Origin of the sequence: Actinoplanes italicus, from assembly GCF_003001815.1 — a bacterium.
Lineage (GTDB): Bacteria > Actinomycetota > Actinomycetes > Mycobacteriales > Micromonosporaceae > Actinoplanes > Actinoplanes italicus.
Genome location: NZ_PVMZ01000002.1, coordinates 471219 through 486947, shown reverse-complemented (window position 1 = coordinate 486947; position 15729 = coordinate 471219). Strand labels below are relative to the sequence as shown.

General features: G+C 70.4%; 14 protein-coding genes. 8 read left to right on the top strand and 6 right to left on the bottom strand.

Going from position 1 to position 15729, the window contains the following annotated elements; all coding sequences use genetic code 11:
* Nucleotides 1-47 precede the first annotated feature (47 nt).
* Both CLV67_RS06240 and CLV67_RS06235 read right to left on the bottom strand, forming a co-directional pair.
* The gene (locus tag CLV67_RS06240; protein ID WP_106316165.1) at nucleotides 48-830 is read right to left on the bottom strand and encodes a lysophospholipid acyltransferase family protein; all 783 of its coding nucleotides are present in this window, start codon (nucleotides 828-830) and stop codon (nucleotides 48-50) included.
* Nucleotides 827-1588 carry a GNAT family N-acetyltransferase gene (locus CLV67_RS06235; protein WP_106316164.1) on the bottom strand — a complete coding sequence of 254 codons (762 nt, stop codon included), beginning with the start codon at nucleotides 1586-1588 and terminating at the stop codon, nucleotides 827-829. The genes CLV67_RS06240 and CLV67_RS06235 overlap by 4 nt, the downstream gene beginning before the upstream one ends.
* 93 nt (nucleotides 1589-1681) lie before the next feature.
* On the opposite strand from CLV67_RS06235, the gene CLV67_RS06230 reads away from it, so the two are divergent.
* The 7 genes from CLV67_RS06230 (at nucleotide 1682) to CLV67_RS06205 (ending at nucleotide 11642) form a co-directional block, all read left to right on the top strand.
* Nucleotides 1682-2350 carry a hypothetical protein gene (locus CLV67_RS06230; RefSeq protein WP_106316163.1) on the top strand — a complete coding sequence of 223 codons (669 nt, stop codon included), beginning with the start codon at nucleotides 1682-1684 and terminating at the stop codon, nucleotides 2348-2350.
* 37 nt (nucleotides 2351-2387) lie between these two features.
* Nucleotides 2388-3308 carry an ABC transporter ATP-binding protein gene (locus tag CLV67_RS06225; RefSeq protein ID WP_106316162.1) on the top strand — a complete coding sequence of 307 codons (921 nt, stop codon included), beginning with the start codon at nucleotides 2388-2390 and terminating at the stop codon, nucleotides 3306-3308.
* The gene (locus tag CLV67_RS06220) at nucleotides 3305-4111 is read left to right on the top strand and encodes an ABC transporter permease (RefSeq protein WP_106316161.1); all 807 of its coding nucleotides are present in this window, start codon (nucleotides 3305-3307) and stop codon (nucleotides 4109-4111) included. Before CLV67_RS06225 ends, CLV67_RS06220 begins: the two co-directional genes overlap by 4 nt.
* A 174-nt stretch (nucleotides 4112-4285) precedes the next feature.
* Nucleotides 4286-8002 (top strand): multifunctional oxoglutarate decarboxylase/oxoglutarate dehydrogenase thiamine pyrophosphate-binding subunit/dihydrolipoyllysine-residue succinyltransferase subunit, encoded by a 3717-nt coding sequence (locus CLV67_RS06215; protein ID WP_106316160.1) that lies wholly within the window; start codon nucleotides 4286-4288, stop codon nucleotides 8000-8002.
* A 63-nt stretch (nucleotides 8003-8065) separates the two neighbouring features.
* Nucleotides 8066-8242 carry a DUF6104 family protein gene (locus CLV67_RS51710; RefSeq protein ID WP_170153761.1) on the top strand — a complete coding sequence of 59 codons (177 nt, stop codon included), beginning with the start codon at nucleotides 8066-8068 and terminating at the stop codon, nucleotides 8240-8242.
* 60 nt (nucleotides 8243-8302) lie between these two features.
* Nucleotides 8303-10375, top strand: a complete 2073-nt coding sequence (pta, locus tag CLV67_RS06210) for a phosphate acetyltransferase (protein ID WP_106316159.1) — start codon at nucleotides 8303-8305, stop codon at nucleotides 10373-10375.
* A gap of 151 nt (nucleotides 10376-10526) precedes the next feature.
* Nucleotides 10527-11642, top strand: coding sequence for an acetate/propionate family kinase (locus tag CLV67_RS06205; protein ID WP_106316158.1), 1116 nt, complete (start codon nucleotides 10527-10529; stop codon nucleotides 11640-11642).
* Here the strand turns inward: CLV67_RS06205 and CLV67_RS51705 are convergent.
* Nucleotides 11631-11792 carry a hypothetical protein gene (locus CLV67_RS51705; protein WP_170153760.1) on the bottom strand — a complete coding sequence of 54 codons (162 nt, stop codon included), beginning with the start codon at nucleotides 11790-11792 and terminating at the stop codon, nucleotides 11631-11633. The genes CLV67_RS06205 and CLV67_RS51705 overlap by 12 nt on opposite strands.
* Nucleotides 11793-11918: 126 nt before the next feature.
* Between CLV67_RS51705 and CLV67_RS06200 the strand changes: the two genes are divergently transcribed.
* Nucleotides 11919-12719 carry an alpha/beta hydrolase family protein gene (locus CLV67_RS06200; RefSeq protein ID WP_170153759.1) on the top strand — a complete coding sequence of 267 codons (801 nt, stop codon included), beginning with the start codon at nucleotides 11919-11921 and terminating at the stop codon, nucleotides 12717-12719.
* Nucleotides 12720-12895: 176 nt separating this feature from the next.
* On the opposite strand, the gene CLV67_RS06195 is transcribed toward CLV67_RS06200, so the two are convergent.
* The 3 genes from CLV67_RS06195 to CLV67_RS06185 all read right to left on the bottom strand — a co-directional run bounded on the left by CLV67_RS06195 (nucleotide 12896) and on the right by CLV67_RS06185 (nucleotide 15729).
* A complete protein-coding gene (locus CLV67_RS06195) occupies nucleotides 12896-13837 on the bottom strand; it encodes a zinc-binding dehydrogenase (RefSeq protein ID WP_106316156.1) in 942 nt (313 codons plus the stop codon).
* Between the two features lie 175 nt (nucleotides 13838-14012).
* Nucleotides 14013-15200, bottom strand: coding sequence for an NAD(P)-dependent malic enzyme (locus CLV67_RS06190; RefSeq protein WP_170153771.1), 1188 nt, complete (start codon nucleotides 15198-15200; stop codon nucleotides 14013-14015).
* A gap of 220 nt (nucleotides 15201-15420) precedes the next feature.
* Complete coding sequence (locus CLV67_RS06185) at nucleotides 15421-15729, bottom strand: S26 family signal peptidase (RefSeq protein ID WP_275414863.1); 309 nt, start codon at nucleotides 15727-15729, stop codon at nucleotides 15421-15423.

Genomic DNA, 15729 nt, shown 5'->3' with positions numbered 1-15729 from the left:
CGCCGCGCCTGCACACTCGCTGAAAATTTTCTGTGAGCCGCGGACGATCATGCGGCCAGGTGATATCCCCCACCCGCGAGGCTTGATTGTGCGGCACGGGCCAGGGCGCGCCGGTCCGCGCCCGGGGCGGGCCGCAACGCCGGAGCCGCGACCAGGGTCAGTGTGATCCGGCGGGTGCGAGCAATCCGCAGCACCGACCCGCCCAGGGTGTCCGCGCCGACGAACGCGGCCTCGGTGGAGTCGTAGCCGACCGAGATCGGCACCACCGGCGCCCCCGCGTCGATCGCCGCCTGGAACAGCGCGGCCCGGAAGCGACCGTGCTCGGCGCCGCAGTAGGTCGTACCCTCCGGGAAAAGGGTGACCGAATGCCCGGCCCGCAGCGCGTCGGCGACCTCGGCCACCGTCTCCGGCAGCGCCCGTGGACGTGTCCGGTCGATGAAGATCGTGCCGGCCCGCGCCGCGGTGCCGCCGATGCCGGGCCAGGCCCGCACGTCGTGCTTGGCCACCATCCGCACCGGCTGCGCCGCGGCCAGCGCGATCGCGTCCAGCCAGGAGACGTGGTTGGCGACCAGCAGGCTCCCCGGCCGCGGAGCCGGGCCGCGCCACACCGCACGGACCCCGAGGGCCGCGAGGATCGCCCGGGCCAGTGTCCGCAACGCGGTGCCACGTGCCAGGGCGGCGAGAGGAAGACCGATCGCGAGTACGACCACCAGGCTCCACAGACGCACCAGCGTCGTCAGCGGGTCACCGCGACGGGTCCCGCCGGCCCGGCACCGGTCGCCGCACGCCGAAGCGGGCTGCCACAGCGTGCCGGGGACGGCGGCCGTCATCGTGACGCTCCCAGGAAGTGCCGGCGGTACCGCGGGTCCAACCGGTCCATCGAGAACAGCACGTAGAAGTCGGCGCAGTCGAAGTCCGGGTCGTAGGCCGGCTCGCCACACACCCAGCTACCGAGCCGCAGGTAACCGCGCAGCAGCGGCGGGGGCAGCACCTTGGGATCGGCCGCGACGCCCTCCGCCGGGGTCCACGGGCGGCGCGGTTTCACCCGCAGCGCCGGCGGGGACAGGTGCTTGCCGTTCACCCGCTCGCGTACGCCCGCCGCGAGGGTCCCGCCGTCGTCAAGCGGCACCGACGCGCAGCCGCCGAGCCAGCGCAGGTTGTTGAGGTGCAGGTAACGGGCGATGCCGGCCCACATCAGGTTGACCACGGCGCCGGAGCGGTGGTCGGGGTGCACACAGGAGCGGCCGATCTCCACCAGGTGGTCGCGCAGCGGGCGCAGCGCGCTCAGGTCGAACTCGGAGTCGGCGTAGCGGCGGCCGGCCAGTTCGGCGGCGCGCGGCGGCAGCATCCGGTAGGTGCCGACCACGTCACCGGTCGCGTCGTCGCGAACGATCAGGTGGTCGCAGTACGCGTCGAACTCGTCGGCGTCGACGCCCTCGCCGGAGCCGGTGAGCCGAGCGCCGAGTTCGCCGGCGAAGACATCGTGGCGCAGACGCTGCGCGGCCTCGACCAGACCGGGTCCGTCGGCGAGGAGGAGCGAGTAGCCGCTGGTCCCCGTGGGTGCGGCGGCAGTCATGAGAACAGCCATGTGATCTGTGTAAGGCAGACGAACGCCGATGGCGTGTCGCTCCAGGTGGCGATGCGTGACCGGTTGGTGAACGGCGTGTGCGAAGGTCGGGGGATGCGAATCCCGGCACGATTCAACGGCCCGCCCGGCACCGGCAACGGCGGATGGTGCGCGGGCGCGTTCGCCACCGCGGCGGGCGCCCGGATCGGTGGTGAGGGCGTCCAGGTGACCCTGCGGGTGCCGCCACCCCTGGAGACCGTCCTCGAGCTCCGCGACGGCTCTGTGTGGGCCGGAGACACCCTCGTCGCCGAGGTCGCCCACGTCGGCGAGGTGGACGCGGACGTGCCGCCGGTGCCGCTCGAGGAGGCGGTCGCGGCTTCGAAGGACTATCCGGGGTTCGCCCACCATCCGTTCCGGACCTGCTACGTCTGCGGGCCGGACCGGGCGCCCGGCGACGGGCTGCGGATCTTCCCCGGCCCGCTGCCCGGCGACCGGACCGCGGCGCCGTGGACCGTCCCGGACGAGGTGTCGGCCGAGACGATGTGGGCCGCGCTGGACTGCCCGGGCGGCTGGACCGCGATCGGCGGGTCCGGACGGCCCTTCGTGCTGGGCCGGATCGCCGCCACGGTCGGCGAGCTGCCCGCCCCCGGCTCGGAGTGCGTGGTGGTCGGCGCGCTGTCCGGGGTGAACGGCCGGAAGGCGACGGTCGATTCCACGGTGTACGGACCGGACGGCAGGCGACTGGCACGCGCACGGGCCACCTGGCTGGCGCTGGTCCAGTAAGTTGATCACCCAGAGCTGACGGGGAAGGAGCCGCGACGTGAGCCGGCCCAACTACGCGGAGATCAGCGTCGAGCACCTCACCAAGCAGTACGCCAAGGTGCGGGCCGTCGACGACCTCTCCTTCACGGTCAACGCCGGCCGTGTCACCGGTTTCCTCGGCCCCAACGGGGCCGGCAAGACCACCGCCCTGCGGATGATCCTGGGCCTGGTGACGCCCACATCCGGCACCGCCACCATCGGCGGCGTGCGCTACACCGACATGCCGGATCCGATCCGCCGGGTCGGCGCGATCCTGGAGGCGTCCAGCGCGCACCGGGGCCGCAGCGCCCGCAACCACCTGCGGGTGATCTGCCGGGCGGCCGGTCTGCCGGATCAGCGCGCCGACGAGGTGCTCGCCCTGGTCGGGCTGAACACCGTGGGAACCCGCAAGTTCAAGGGTTACTCGCTCGGCATGAAGCAGCGGCTCGGCATCGCCGCGGCCATGCTCGGCGACCCGCGGGTACTGATCCTGGACGAGCCGACCAACGGCCTCGACCCGGAGGGCATCCGATGGATGCGCGACCTGCTCAAGGCGCTCGCCGCCGAGGGCCGTACCGTCCTGGTCTCCAGCCACCTGCTCGGTGAGATGCAGCAGCTCGCCGACGACGTGGTGATCATCGCGGCCGGCCGCCTGATCCGGCAGGGCCCGGTCGCCGAGGTGCTCGGCGCGACCGCCGGCATGGCCCGGGTCCGGGTCCGTACACCGCAGGCCGAGCAGTTCGCCGCCGCTCTGCGCGACGAGAAGCTGGAGGTCGTCGCCACCGCGGACGGCACGCTCCAGGTCACCGGCGCCGACACGGCCCGCGTGGGGCACCTCGCCTTCACGGCCGGTGTCGAGCTGCACGAGCTGACCGGTGAGGGCGCCGACCTGGAACGCGCCTTCCTCGACCTCACGGCCGGAAAGGCGGGTGCACGATGAACCTCATCCGTGCCGAGCTGCTCAAACTCTTCACCACCTCGCTGTGGTGGATCTTCGCGATCGTGCTGCTGCCGCTCTGGGGCCTCGCGCTGGGCTACAACTGGCTGGCCGCCAACGTGACCCTGGGGACGGAGGGCGGCGACGGGGAGCTGGCCGGGTTCGGCAGCGTGGAGTCGGTCGTCTCCGGGCTCTACACCAGCGGGCAGTCCGCCGGCGTCCTGCTCGTGGTCCTGCTCGGCGCGATCATGGTGACGGGCGAGTTCTTCCACCTGACCGCGACGTCGACGTTCCTCACGACCCCGCGCCGGGAGCGCGTGATCGTGGCCAAGATGATCGTCGCGGTGGGCATCGCGGTGAGCGTCTGGCTGCTCACCACCGTGCTCAACCTGGCCGCCGCCCCGCTCGCGCTCGGCAACCTGAACAAGCCGTCGTACCTGGCGGAGTCGTTCGTCTGGCAGGCGATCGGGCTCAACGGGCTTGCCTTCGTCCTCTGGGCGCTGGTCGGCGTCGGCGCGGGCGTGCTGATCCGCAGCCAGATCGGCACCGTGATCACGCTGTCGGTGCTCTACGTCATCGGCACCCAGGTGCTCACGCTGATCTTCTTCGCGCTCAGCGAGTACGTATGGGAGCCGTTCATGCAGCTCCGGGTGCTGGTGCCGACCCTCGCCTCGGATCTGCTGATCACCGGGCCGCAGCTGGACGACGATCCGCCACGGTGGGTGGGCGGCCTGATCCTCTTCGGTTACGCCACGGTGACCGCGGTCATCGGCACCCTGATCACCAAGCGCCGCGACATCGCCTGACCCGCCTCGGAACCCGGCTTGATTTCGGTCAGCCCGGGGTCTGATTGGCCACAGAGCGGACGTCCGCACCGACAGCGCCTGCGCACGGCGTAGCCTGGACACCGAATCCTACCCGTCCCGCGTGACGCATGCGGTCATGTGATGACAAAAACGGTGAAAGAGGCGAACGCGGCAGTGTCGACGCAGCAGACTTCGCAGGACAATCCACTCGCGGATTTCGGTCCCAACGAGTGGATCGTCGATGAGATGTACCAGCGCTACCTGGCCGACCCGACCAGCGTCGACCCTGCCTGGCACGATTTCTTCGCCGACTACAAGCCGGCGACGTCCCAGGGCTCGATCGCGACCCCGGACGAGGCCACCGCGGCCATGGCCACCGCCTCCGCGGCGAAGGCCGGCACGGACGCCCCGGCCGCGGCGACGGTCGCACCGGCCAAGCCGGTGACCCCGGCTCCCGCCCCGGCCCCCGCGGCGAAGGCAGCACCGGCCAAGGCCGCACCGGCGGCGAAACCGGCAGCGGCCACCGCGGCTCCGGCTGGTGCCAAGGCCACCACGCTGCGCGGCGTGGCCGCCAAGATCGTGCAGAACATGGAGACCTCACTGGAGGTCCCCACCGCCACGTCGGTGCGGGCGGTCCCGGCCAAGCTCATGGTCGACAACCGCATCGTGATCAACAACCACCTGTCGCGCGGGCGCGGCGGCAAGGTGAGCTTCACCCATCTGATCGGCTGGGCGCTGGTCCGCGCGGTCGCCGCGCACCCGGAGATGAACAACTCCTACGCCCAGATCGACGGCAAGCCCGCGCTGGTGCAGCCGGAACACATCAATCTCGGCATCGCGATCGACCTCGCCAAGAAGGACGGCTCCCGCACGCTGGTGGTGCCGTCCATCAAGAACTGCGAGACGCTCGACTTCCGCGGCTTCTGGCAGGCGTATGAGGACGTCGTCCGGCGTGCCCGCCGCAACGAGCTGACCATGGAGGACTACTCCGGCACGACGATCTCGCTGACCAACCCCGGCGGCATCGGCACGGTCCACTCCATCCCGCGGCTGATGAACGGGCAGAGCGCGATCATCGGCGTCGGCGCCATGGAGTACCCGGCGCCGTACTCGGGGATGAGCGACGAGACCCTCGCCGAGCACGGCGTGAGCAAGGTCACAACGCTGACGAGCACCTACGACCACCGGGTCATCCAGGGCGCCCAGTCCGGCGAGTTCCTCAAGGTGATGCATGAGCTGCTGCTCGGCCAGCACGGGTTCTACGACGAGATCTTCACGTCGCTGCGGATCCCGTACGAGCCGGTCCGCTGGGTACGTGACGTGGCCCGCACCTCCGAGGGCCAGATCGACAAGGCGGCCCGGGTCGTCGAGCTGATCCACGCCTACCGCGTGCGCGGCCACCTGATGGCCGACACCGACCCGCTCGAGTTCACCATCCGCAAGCACCCCGACCTGGACGTTCTCCAGCACGGACTGACCCTGTGGGACCTGGACCGCACCTTCCCGGTCGGCGGCTTCGCCGGCAAGCAGAAGATGAAGCTGCGGGACGTGCTCGGGGTCCTGCGCGACAGCTACTGCCGCCGGATCGGCATCGAGTACATGCACATCCAGGACCCGGAGGAGCGCAACTGGGTCCAGGAGCGCATCGAGGTCAAGTACGCCAAGCCGGACGCCGACGAGCAGAAGCACATCCTGCACCGGCTGAACGCGGGCGAGGCCTTCGAGACCTTCCTGCAGACCAAGTTCGTCGGGCAGAAGCGGTTCTCGCTGGAGGGTGGCGAGTCGCTGATCCCGCTGCTCGACGCGGTTCTCCAGTCGTCCGCCGAGGCGGGGCTGGACGAGATGGTGATCGGCATGGCCCACCGTGGCCGGCTGAACGTTCTCACCAACATCGTCGGCAAGCCGTACGAGAAGATCTTCAACGAGTTCGAGGGTCAGATGGACCCGAAGACCGCGCACGGTTCCGGCGACGTGAAGTACCACCTGGGTCAGACCGGGAAGTACACGACGCCGGACGGCGAGTTCTCGACGACCGTCAGCGTGGTGGCCAACCCGTCCCACCTGGAGGCCGTCGACCCGGTCCTGGAGGGCATCGTCCGGGCCAAGCAGGACCGCCTCGACCTCGGTCTGCACGGCTACACGGTGCTCCCGGTGCTGGTGCACGGCGACGCCGCGTTCGCCGGTCAGGGTGTGGTCGCCGAGACGCTCAACCTCTCGCAGCTGCGCGGTTACCGCACCGGCGGCACGGTCCACGTGATCGTCAACAACCAGGTCGGCTTCACCACCGCCCCGGAGTACAGCCGCTCCTCGATGTACTCGACCGACGTGGCCCGGATGGTCGAGGCTCCGATCTTCCACGTGAACGGCGACGACCCCGAGGCCGTGGTCCGGGTCGCGAAGCTGGCCTTCGAGTACCGCCAGACGTTCAACAAGGACGTCGTGATCGACATGATCTGCTACCGCCGCCGCGGTCACAACGAGGGCGACGACCCGTCGATGACCAACCCGCGGATGTACCAGATCATCGACACCAAGCGCAGCGTGCGGAAGCTCTACACCGAGGAACTCATCGGCCGCGGCGACATCACCGTGCAGGAGGCCGAGGAGCAGCTGCGCGACTACCAGGGCCGCCTCGAGGAGGTCTTCAAGGCCACCCGCAACGCGGCCGGCAGCCCGCCGCGCTCGCACATCATCGCCGAGGAGCCCGAGCCCGCGGTGGAGACGGCGATCGACCCGTCCGTGGTCCAGGCCGTCGGCCAGGCGCACATCGAGCTGCCCGAGGGCTTCACCCCGCACAAGCGGGTCCAGCAGCTGCTCGACCGGCGGGCCAAGATGTCCACCGACGGCGGCATCGACTGGGGCTTCGGTGAGCTGATCGCCTTCGGTTCACTGCTCAACCAGGGCGTCACCGTCCGGCTGGCCGGCCAGGACTCGCGTCGTGGCACCTTCACCTCGCGGCACGCGGCCATCGTCGACTCGAAGACCGGCAAGGACTTCCTGCCGCTCGGCTCGCTGGCCACCGGCAGCGCCCGGTTCTTCGTGCACGACTCGCTGCTCAGTGAGTACGCCGCGATGGGCTTCGAGTACGGCTACTCCGTGGAGAACCCGGACGCGCTGGTCCTCTGGGAGGCCCAGTTCGGTGACTTCGTCAACGGCGCCCAGTCGATCGTGGACGAGTTCCTCTCCTCGGGCGAGGTGAAGTGGGGCCAGCAGTCGTCGCTGGTGCTGCTGCTCCCGCACGGCATGGAGGGTCAGGGCCCGGACCACTCGTCCGGCCGGCCCGAGCGGTTCCTGCAGCTCTGCGCGCAGGACAACATGCGGGTGGCGAACCCGACCACCCCGGCGAACTACTTCCACCTGCTGCGCCGCCAGGGCCTGTCGACCAAGCGCAAGCCGCTCGTGGTCTTCTCGCCGAAGTCGCTGCTGCGCCACAAGCTGGCGGTCTCCGGGGTGAACGACTTCACCCAGGGCACCTTCCAGCCGGTGCTCGGCGACGCCGGGGTCAACGGCCAGCCGCTCGAGGGCGCAGCGGTGAAGCGGGTGCTGTTCTGCTCCGGCAAGGTCTACTACGACCTGTTCCAGGCGCGGGCCGAGCGGGGCATCACCGACACCGCGATCGTCCGGATGGAGCAGATCTACCCGCTGCCGGTCGAGGAGCTGAAGGCCGAGCTGGCGAAGTACCCGAACGCCGAGGACTTCGCCTGGGTCCAGGAGGAGCCGGCCAACCAGGGCGCCTGGTCGTTCGTGGCCCTCAACCTCCTGGAGCACCTGGAGGGGGTCCGCCTGCGCCGGATCTCCCGCCCGGCCGCCGCCGCCCCGGCGGTGGGCTCGGCCAAGATGCACGACGCCGAGCAGTCGGCGCTGGTCGAGGCCGCGCTGCCGCGTCCGTGACCGTCTGACTGACACGAGAGGGGCCGTTCCGGGGATCGGAGCGGCCCCTCTTACCATCCAGGCATGTACTTCACCGATCGTGGCATCGAGGAACTGGTCCAGCGGCGCGGCGAGGAGACCGTGACCCTGGAGTGGATCGGCGAGCAGCTGCGTACCTTCGTCGACATGAACCCCGAGTTCGAGACCCCGATCGAACGCTTCGCCACCTGGCTGGCCCGCGACGACGAGGATGACGAGTAAACCTCGATGGTCGGGACTTTCGGCCCGGCCGGGAAGGTTCCGGGCCGGTAGGTTGAAGGCGTGGCACGGAGTGTGTACGTCGCGGGCCTGGGCCCGTCCGTCGGCAAGGGGACCGTCGCTCTCGGCATCGTCGAGCTGCTATCCCGTCAGGTCGCGAAGGTGGCCGTCTTCCGGCCGCTGGTCGCCGGATCAGGGCAGGACCCTCTGCTCACCGTCCTGCGCGAGCGCTATCCCGGTCCGGTCGGGGTCGAGGAGTCGTCCGGCGTCACGGTGGCCGAGGCGTCCGCGCTGGTCGCCGACGGCCGGCGCGAGGAACTGATCGGGCGGATCGTCGAGCGCTACCGCGAGGTCGAACGGCGCAGCAGCGCTGTCGTGGTGATCGGCAGCGACTTCGCCGACAACGCCGAGGAGGGCCGCGAGGAACTGCCCCGGGAACTGGCCTTCAACGCCCGTCTCGCGACCGAGTTCGGCAGTGTCGTGGTGCCGGTGGTCAGTGGTGAGGGGCGGTCCTCGGAGTCGCTCGCGTCGGCGGCGCGTAGCGCGTACCACTCCTTGATCGATCTTGGGGCGACGGTCGTCGCCCTGATCGCGAACCGCGTACCGCAAGGGATCGCCGGAAGTGTTCAGGAGGGACTCCCGGTCCCGTTCTGGGCCGTGCCGGAGGTGGCGTCGATCGCCGCGCCGACCGTGGGCGAGGTGGCGGCCGCATTGGACGCCACGGTGATCGCCGGATCGGCCGGAGCGCTGGATCGTGACGTGCTCGACTACGTCGTCGGCGCCGCGCACGTGCCGACCGTGCTGGGCGCGCTGACCGACGGGGCCCTGCTGATCACGGCGGGCGACCGGGCCGATCTGCTGGTGGCCGCGAGCGCCGCGCACGCGGCCGGCAACGTGACGCTGGCCGGGCTGGTGCTCACCCTCGGGGAGCCGGCCGACGAGCGGGCGGTCCGGGTGATCGAGCGGCTCAACACCGGGCTGGCCATGCTGGTCACCAAGGCCGACAGCTATCACACGATCGCCGCCGCCGACCGGATCAAGGCACAGTTGAGTACCCCTCGCAAGGTCGAGGCCGCACTCGGCGTCTTCGAGGAGAACGTCGACACCGCCGAGCTGTCGGTGCTGCTCGATGTGGCCCGGTCGAGCCGGGTGACACCGCTGATGTTCGAGAACGACCTGATCGACAGGGCCCGCGCCGACCGGAGGCACCTGGTTCTGCCGGAGGGAACCGAGGAGCGGATTCTGCGTGCCACCGAGACGCTGCTGCGCCGTGGGGTGGCCGACCTGACCCTGCTCGGCGACCCGGCGGAGATCCAGCGGCGGGCCCGTGAGATCGGCGTCGAGATCGGCGGGGCGCACCTGGTCGACCCCGCTTCGTCGGAGCTGCGGGAGCAGTTCGCCGAGCGCTACGCGGAGATCCGCAGACACCGGGGAGTGACCCTCGACCTGGCGTACGACGTGGTCCGCGACGTCAACTACTTCGGCACCCTGATGGTCGCCGGTGGACTGGCCGACGGCATGGTCTCCGGCGCGACGCACACCACGGCCGCGACCATCCGGCCCGCCTTCGAGATCATCAAGACGGTGCCGGGGGTGTCGGTGGCGTCCAGTGTGTTCTTCATGCTGCTCGCCGACCGGGTCCTGGTCTACGGCGACTGCGCGGTCAACCCCGACCCGGACGCCGCTCAGCTCGCCGACATCGCGCTCTCCTCGGCGCAGACAGCGGCCGCCTTCGGCATCGAGCCCCGCGTGGCGATGCTTTCCTACTCGACCGGCAGCTCGGGTTCCGGCGCCGATGTGGACAAGGTCGCCGCCGCCACCGCGCTGGTCCGCGAACGCCGGCCGGACCTTCCGGTGGAGGGCCCGATCCAGTACGACGCGGCCGTCGACCCCGCGGTCGCCGCCACCAAGCTGCCCGGCAGCACGGTCGCCGGCAAGGCCACCGTGTTCGTGTTCCCCGACCTGAACACGGGCAACAACACCTACAAGGCCGTCCAGCGGTCGGCGAACGCGGTCGCGGTGGGTCCGGTCATGCAGGCCCTGCGGGCACCGGTCAACGACCTGTCCCGCGGTGCGACGGTCAAGGACATCGTGAACACGGTCGCCATCACGGCGATCCAGGCGGGAGCGCTGTGAACCTTTTTCAACATGACTTCGAGCCCACGGGGCAAGGTTCACGGTCCGCTTCCGGGCCCGCCGGGCCTCGCCATCTTGACTTCGAGCCCACGGGGCAAGGTTCACGGTCCGCTTCCGAGCCCGCGGGGCCTCGCCATCCTAAAGAGGTTCAATGACCCGCGTACTCGTGCTGAACAGCGGCTCCTCGTCGCTGCGGTACCGGCTCTTCGACGGCACGGACGTACTGTCCAAGGGGCTGATCCAGCGGATCGGCGAGCCCGGTGGAGATGCCGCCGACCACGCGGCGGCCCTGCGGCGGCTGATGGACGAACTGGACCTGTCCGGGCTGGCCGCAATCGGTCATCGCGTGGTGCACGGCGGCGACCGGTTCACCGCGTCGACGGTGGTCGACGACGAGGTGCTGTCCACCATCGAGGAGCTCATCCCGCTCGCCCCGCTGCACAACCCGGCCGCGTTGACCGGGCTACGCGTGGCACGTGACCTGCTGCCCGATGTACCGCAGGTGGCCGTCTTCGACACGGCGTTCCACTCGACCATCCCGCCGGAGGGCGCGCTCTGGGCCATCGACCGGAAGGTGGCCGAGAAGTGGGGACTCCGGCGGTACGGCTTTCACGGGACGTCGCACGCCTACGTCTCCCGCGAGACCGCCCGGGTGCTCGGCCGTCCGGTCGCTGAGACGAACGTGATCACCCTGCACCTGGGCAACGGGGCGAGCGCCACGGCGGTGCGCGCCGGCCGCAGCGTGGCCACCTCGATGGGCATGACGCCACTGCCCGGCCTGGTGATGGGCACCCGGTCGGGTGACATCGACCCGAGCCTGATCTTCCACCTGCACAGGGTGGGCGGGTTACCGGTCGACGAGATCGAGGAGCTGCTGACCCGCCGCTCCGGTCTGCTCGGCCTGGCCGGAGACAACGATCTGCGGTCGGTGCAGGAGCGTTACGAGGCCGGCGATCCGGACGCCACGCTCGCGTTCGACGTCTACTGCCGGCGGATCCGCGAGTACACCGGGTCCTATCTGGCCGTGCTGGGCCGGGTGGACGCGATCACCTTCACCGGCGGCGTCGGGGAGAACTCGCGGCAGGTCCGGGCGAACACGCTGGCCGGGCTGGAGCCTCTGGGTATCGCGGTGGACCCGGAGCGCAACGAGAGAAACGCCACGGTCATCTCCCCGGACGGGTCACCGATCACGGTGTGCGTGGTGCCGACCGAGGAGGAGCTGGAGATCGCGTCGGAGGCCCGGAAGGCGATCGGATCAGAGGGCTAGCCACACGATCACGGCGATGAGCACGACCGCCGCGACCACACCACCGATGACGAGCGGAAGTTTCGACGGCGCCTCGGCGTCGGGCGTGGTCCGGGTGAACGCCCGGAACGCCTCGGTGTTGCCACTGGGGTCGACCTGGTTATCGGACATGGGCACGACCCTAACCAAACGCTTCAAGGATGGCGAAGCGCGGCACCTGTTCGGCGGAACCCGGTGTGATGTCCGATACCCCGCTCTACCAGGGATTTCTGATCTTCGGACGGCACAATGGCCCGGGTGTTGCGCCGTTCCTTCCTCACCCTGTTCGCCGTCGCCGGCCTGAGCGCCTGCACGTCCGCTCCGGATCCCGAGCCGTCGGTGTCCGCCGCCGCGCGCCCGTCGACCCGGGACCTCGAGTTCAACCGCGGTGGCGATCGGCCCCTCCCGACGAAGGTGTGGCTGCCCGCCGGGCCCGGCCCCCATCCACTGATCTATTTCAGCCACGGTCTGACATCCCAGCCGGACGACTACGCCGATCTGCTGGCCGCGTGGGCGCACGCCGGTTTCGTGGTCGCAGGACCGAAATACCCGCATACGTGGTACGGGTCAGCCGCCTTCAACGCCGATGACGTCGTCAACCAGCCCGCCGACGCCCAGTTCGTGATCACGGAGCTGCTGAGCGCCCTGTCCGGCGTCGTCGACCCGCAGCGCGTCGCCGCGGCCGGGCACTCGGCCGGGGCAATCACCACGATCGGCCTGCTCAGCGGCAGCCGGGACGAGCGGCTCAGGGCCGGGCTGCTGATCGCCGGACGGCAGATGGCACAGCCGGCCCCGTTCGCGGGCACCCCCGTGCCGCTGCTGTTCGTGCAGGGCAAGCAGGACGAGACCGTCACCTACGAGCAGGCGTACGGCGCGTACAACGAGGTGCCCTGGCCGAAGGGCTTCCTGGAGATCCCGGACGGCGGCCACCTCCCGCACCGCGACGATCCGGCCGTGGTGGCCACCACCACCACGGACTTCTGGCTCTGGGCCCTGCGCGGTGACCAGGCCGCGAAGCAGCGGATGTCTTCGAGCGTGGGCCTTACCAGCGCTTTCTAGGGCCTGCTGGGCTTTCTCTTCGGACGGCCCCAGCCTTCGCTGCGCACGAGGCGGCTGCAACGGGCCCACCCTCCGCGCGGGCGGCTGCAACGGGCCCACCCTCCGCGCGGGCGGCTGCAACGGGCCCACCCTCCGCACGGGCGGCTGCAACGGGCCTTCCCGCCGCGCGGGCGGCCTCAGGGCTCGATCACGATCTTGCCGAAGATGTCGCCGCCGGCCAGCCTGGCGAACGCCTCGTCTGCCTGCGCGAGCCGGTACGTCGAGTCGATCACCGGGCGCACCTTGCCGGAGGCCACCAGGTCGAGCAGGGCCACCAGCTCGTCCGGGGTGCCCATGCTGCTGCCCAGGATCTCCAGCTGCATCGCGAACACCCGGCGCAGGTCGACCTCGGCACGGTGGCCGGCGGTCGCACCGCAGACCACGATCCGGGCACCAGGAGCCGAGCACTTCATCGAGTGATCAAAAGTGGCCGCGCCGACCGACTCGATCACCAGGTCGACCCGCTCCGGCAGTCGTGCCCCGGGTTCCACCGCGGTCGCGCCCAGCCCCGCGATCCGCTCGCGCTTCCCGGGGTCGCGGCTCGTGGCGTACACCCTCTTCCCCAGAGCCGCCGCGATCGCGACCGCCGCCGTCGCGACACCACCACCGGCCCCTTGGACCAGGACCGACGAGGCTTCCGCGATGCGGCCCCTGGTCACCAACATGTGGTACGCCGTGAGCCAGGCCGTGGGAAGGCAGGCAGCCTCGGCGAACGACACCCCCGCGGGCTTGGGGATCAGGTTCGCCCGGGGAGCGGCGAGGCGCTCGGAGAGCGTGCCCGGATGCCGCTCGGAGAAGAGCGAGAAGCCCCGTGGGTCCGCCTTGTCCTCCACCACCGGGTAGACGACCACCTCGTTGCCGTCCGGGTCCACGCCGGCGGCGTCACAGCCCAGGATCATCGGCAGCCGGTCGGCGGGCAGTCCCACGCCGCGCAGCGACCAGATGTCGTGGTGGTTGAGGGAGGCGGCCCGGACGTCGACGGGCACCCAGCCGTCCGGGACGGTGAGCGGCAGTTCGCCCACGGTCAGGCCGCTGAGCGGCTCAGACGGGTCAATGGCGGAAGCAAAGGCAGCGCGCATCTCCCGACCTTAGCGACCGTTAACGCGACACGCCGCCCGCACCGGTGAGGCGCGGACGGCGTGATGCTCGTCGATCGTTCCGCAGGGCCCGCGTTCGGCGAGGTCCGCCGAACGATCAGGCTGGTCGGCGTTCGATCAGGCTGGTCGGCGTCCGATCAGGCTGGTCGGCGTTCGATCAGGCGGGCTGGCGTTCCGCGGCGGGTGCAGGCGCGGAAGCCGGCACGGGCGCGGGTTCCGGAGCGACCGCACGCCGGGCGACCCCGTCCTCGATGGCCGCGGCGGCCACCGCGGCGGCCACCGCCGGAGCGACCCGCGGGTCCAGCGGCGACGGCACGATCGCCTCGGGCCGGAGGTCGTCGGCGACGATCGCGGCGATCGCGTCGGCGGCCGCCACCTTCATCCGGTCGGTGATCGTGCTCGCCTTGACGTCGAGCGCGCCGCGGAAGATGCCGGGGAACGCCAGAACGTTGTTGATCTGGTTGGGGAAGTCACTGCGGCCGGTCGCGACGATCGCCGCGTACTTGTGCGCGACGGTCGGGTGGACCTCCGGCGTGGGGTTGGCCAACGCGAAGATGATCGCGCCGGGGGCCATGCCGGCCAGCGCCTCCTCCGGGATACTGCCGCCGGAGACGCCGACGAGCACGTCGGCGCCGATCAGCGCCTCGGTGATCCCGCCGGTACGCCCGGAGACGTTCGTGGCGGCGGCGATCCCGGCCTTCATCCCGCTGAGATCGGCGCGCTCGCCGTGGATGATGCCGCGCGAGTCGACGATGATCATGTTGGCGCCCTCGACGCCGGCCGCGATCAGGGTGTTCGTGATCGCGACGCCGGCGGCTCCGGCTCCGCTGATCACCACGCGCAGGTCGCCGAAGGAGCGTCCGAGGAGCTTCGCGGCGTTGCGCAGGGCGGCAAGCGTGACGACCGCGGTGCCGTGCTGGTCGTCGTGGAAGACCGGGATGTCGAGCTCGGCGTCGAGGCGGCGCTCGATCTCGAAGCAGCGCGGAGCGCTGATGTCCTCGAGGTTGATGCCGCCGAACGACGGCGCCATGGCCTTGACCGTGGCGATGATGCCCTCGACGTCCTGCGTGTCGAGGACGATCGGGATCGAGTCCACGCCGCCGAACTGCTTGAACAGGACCGACTTGCCCTCCATGACGGGCATCGCGGCCTTGGGACCGATGTTGCCGAGGCCGAGGACGGCGGACCCGTCGGTGACCACGGCGACCGTGTTCGAGACCCAGGTGTAGTCGGAGTAGAGATCCTCGTCCTCGGCGATCGCCTCACAGACCCGGGCGACCCCCGGCGTGTAGGCCAGCGAGAGGTCGTCGCGGCTGGTCAGCGGGACGGTCGCGCTCATCGTCATCTTGCCCCTGCGGTGCAGGTCGAAGACGGGGTCGGCGGCCAGGGCGGGATCGAGTTCGAAACTGAAGAATGACACGGTGAAGCTCCACACTGCATCGACATTGATACGTGGCACCTGCCGGAATTCCGGTCGCGAGTATGCGCCGGAACTCGAGGTGCGATGCGGGGATCACCCGGTACAACCACCTCCAGCGCGGGTGTGCGCTGGGGATCAGAGGACACTAACTTAACCGGAACGGTCTCGGGTAGTACCGAAATATCACACGCCCGAGAACGTCGGCGACGCCGTGAGCACGGGAATCATCCTCCACGAATTCATTATCGCCGAGAAGCCACCACCCTCCGTCACGCTCCGCGACGGCTCGTTTGACGACGAGCAGACCCGGTCGGTTACGGAACTCGGCGACCACGATGTCACCAGGGCGTATGCGGCCGCCACGCCGCACGATCAGGGCGTCTCCCGCGCGCAGTGTCGGGACCATGGAGGGCCCCCGGACGAGCACGGCGAACAGTGGTAATTGCCACCTCAA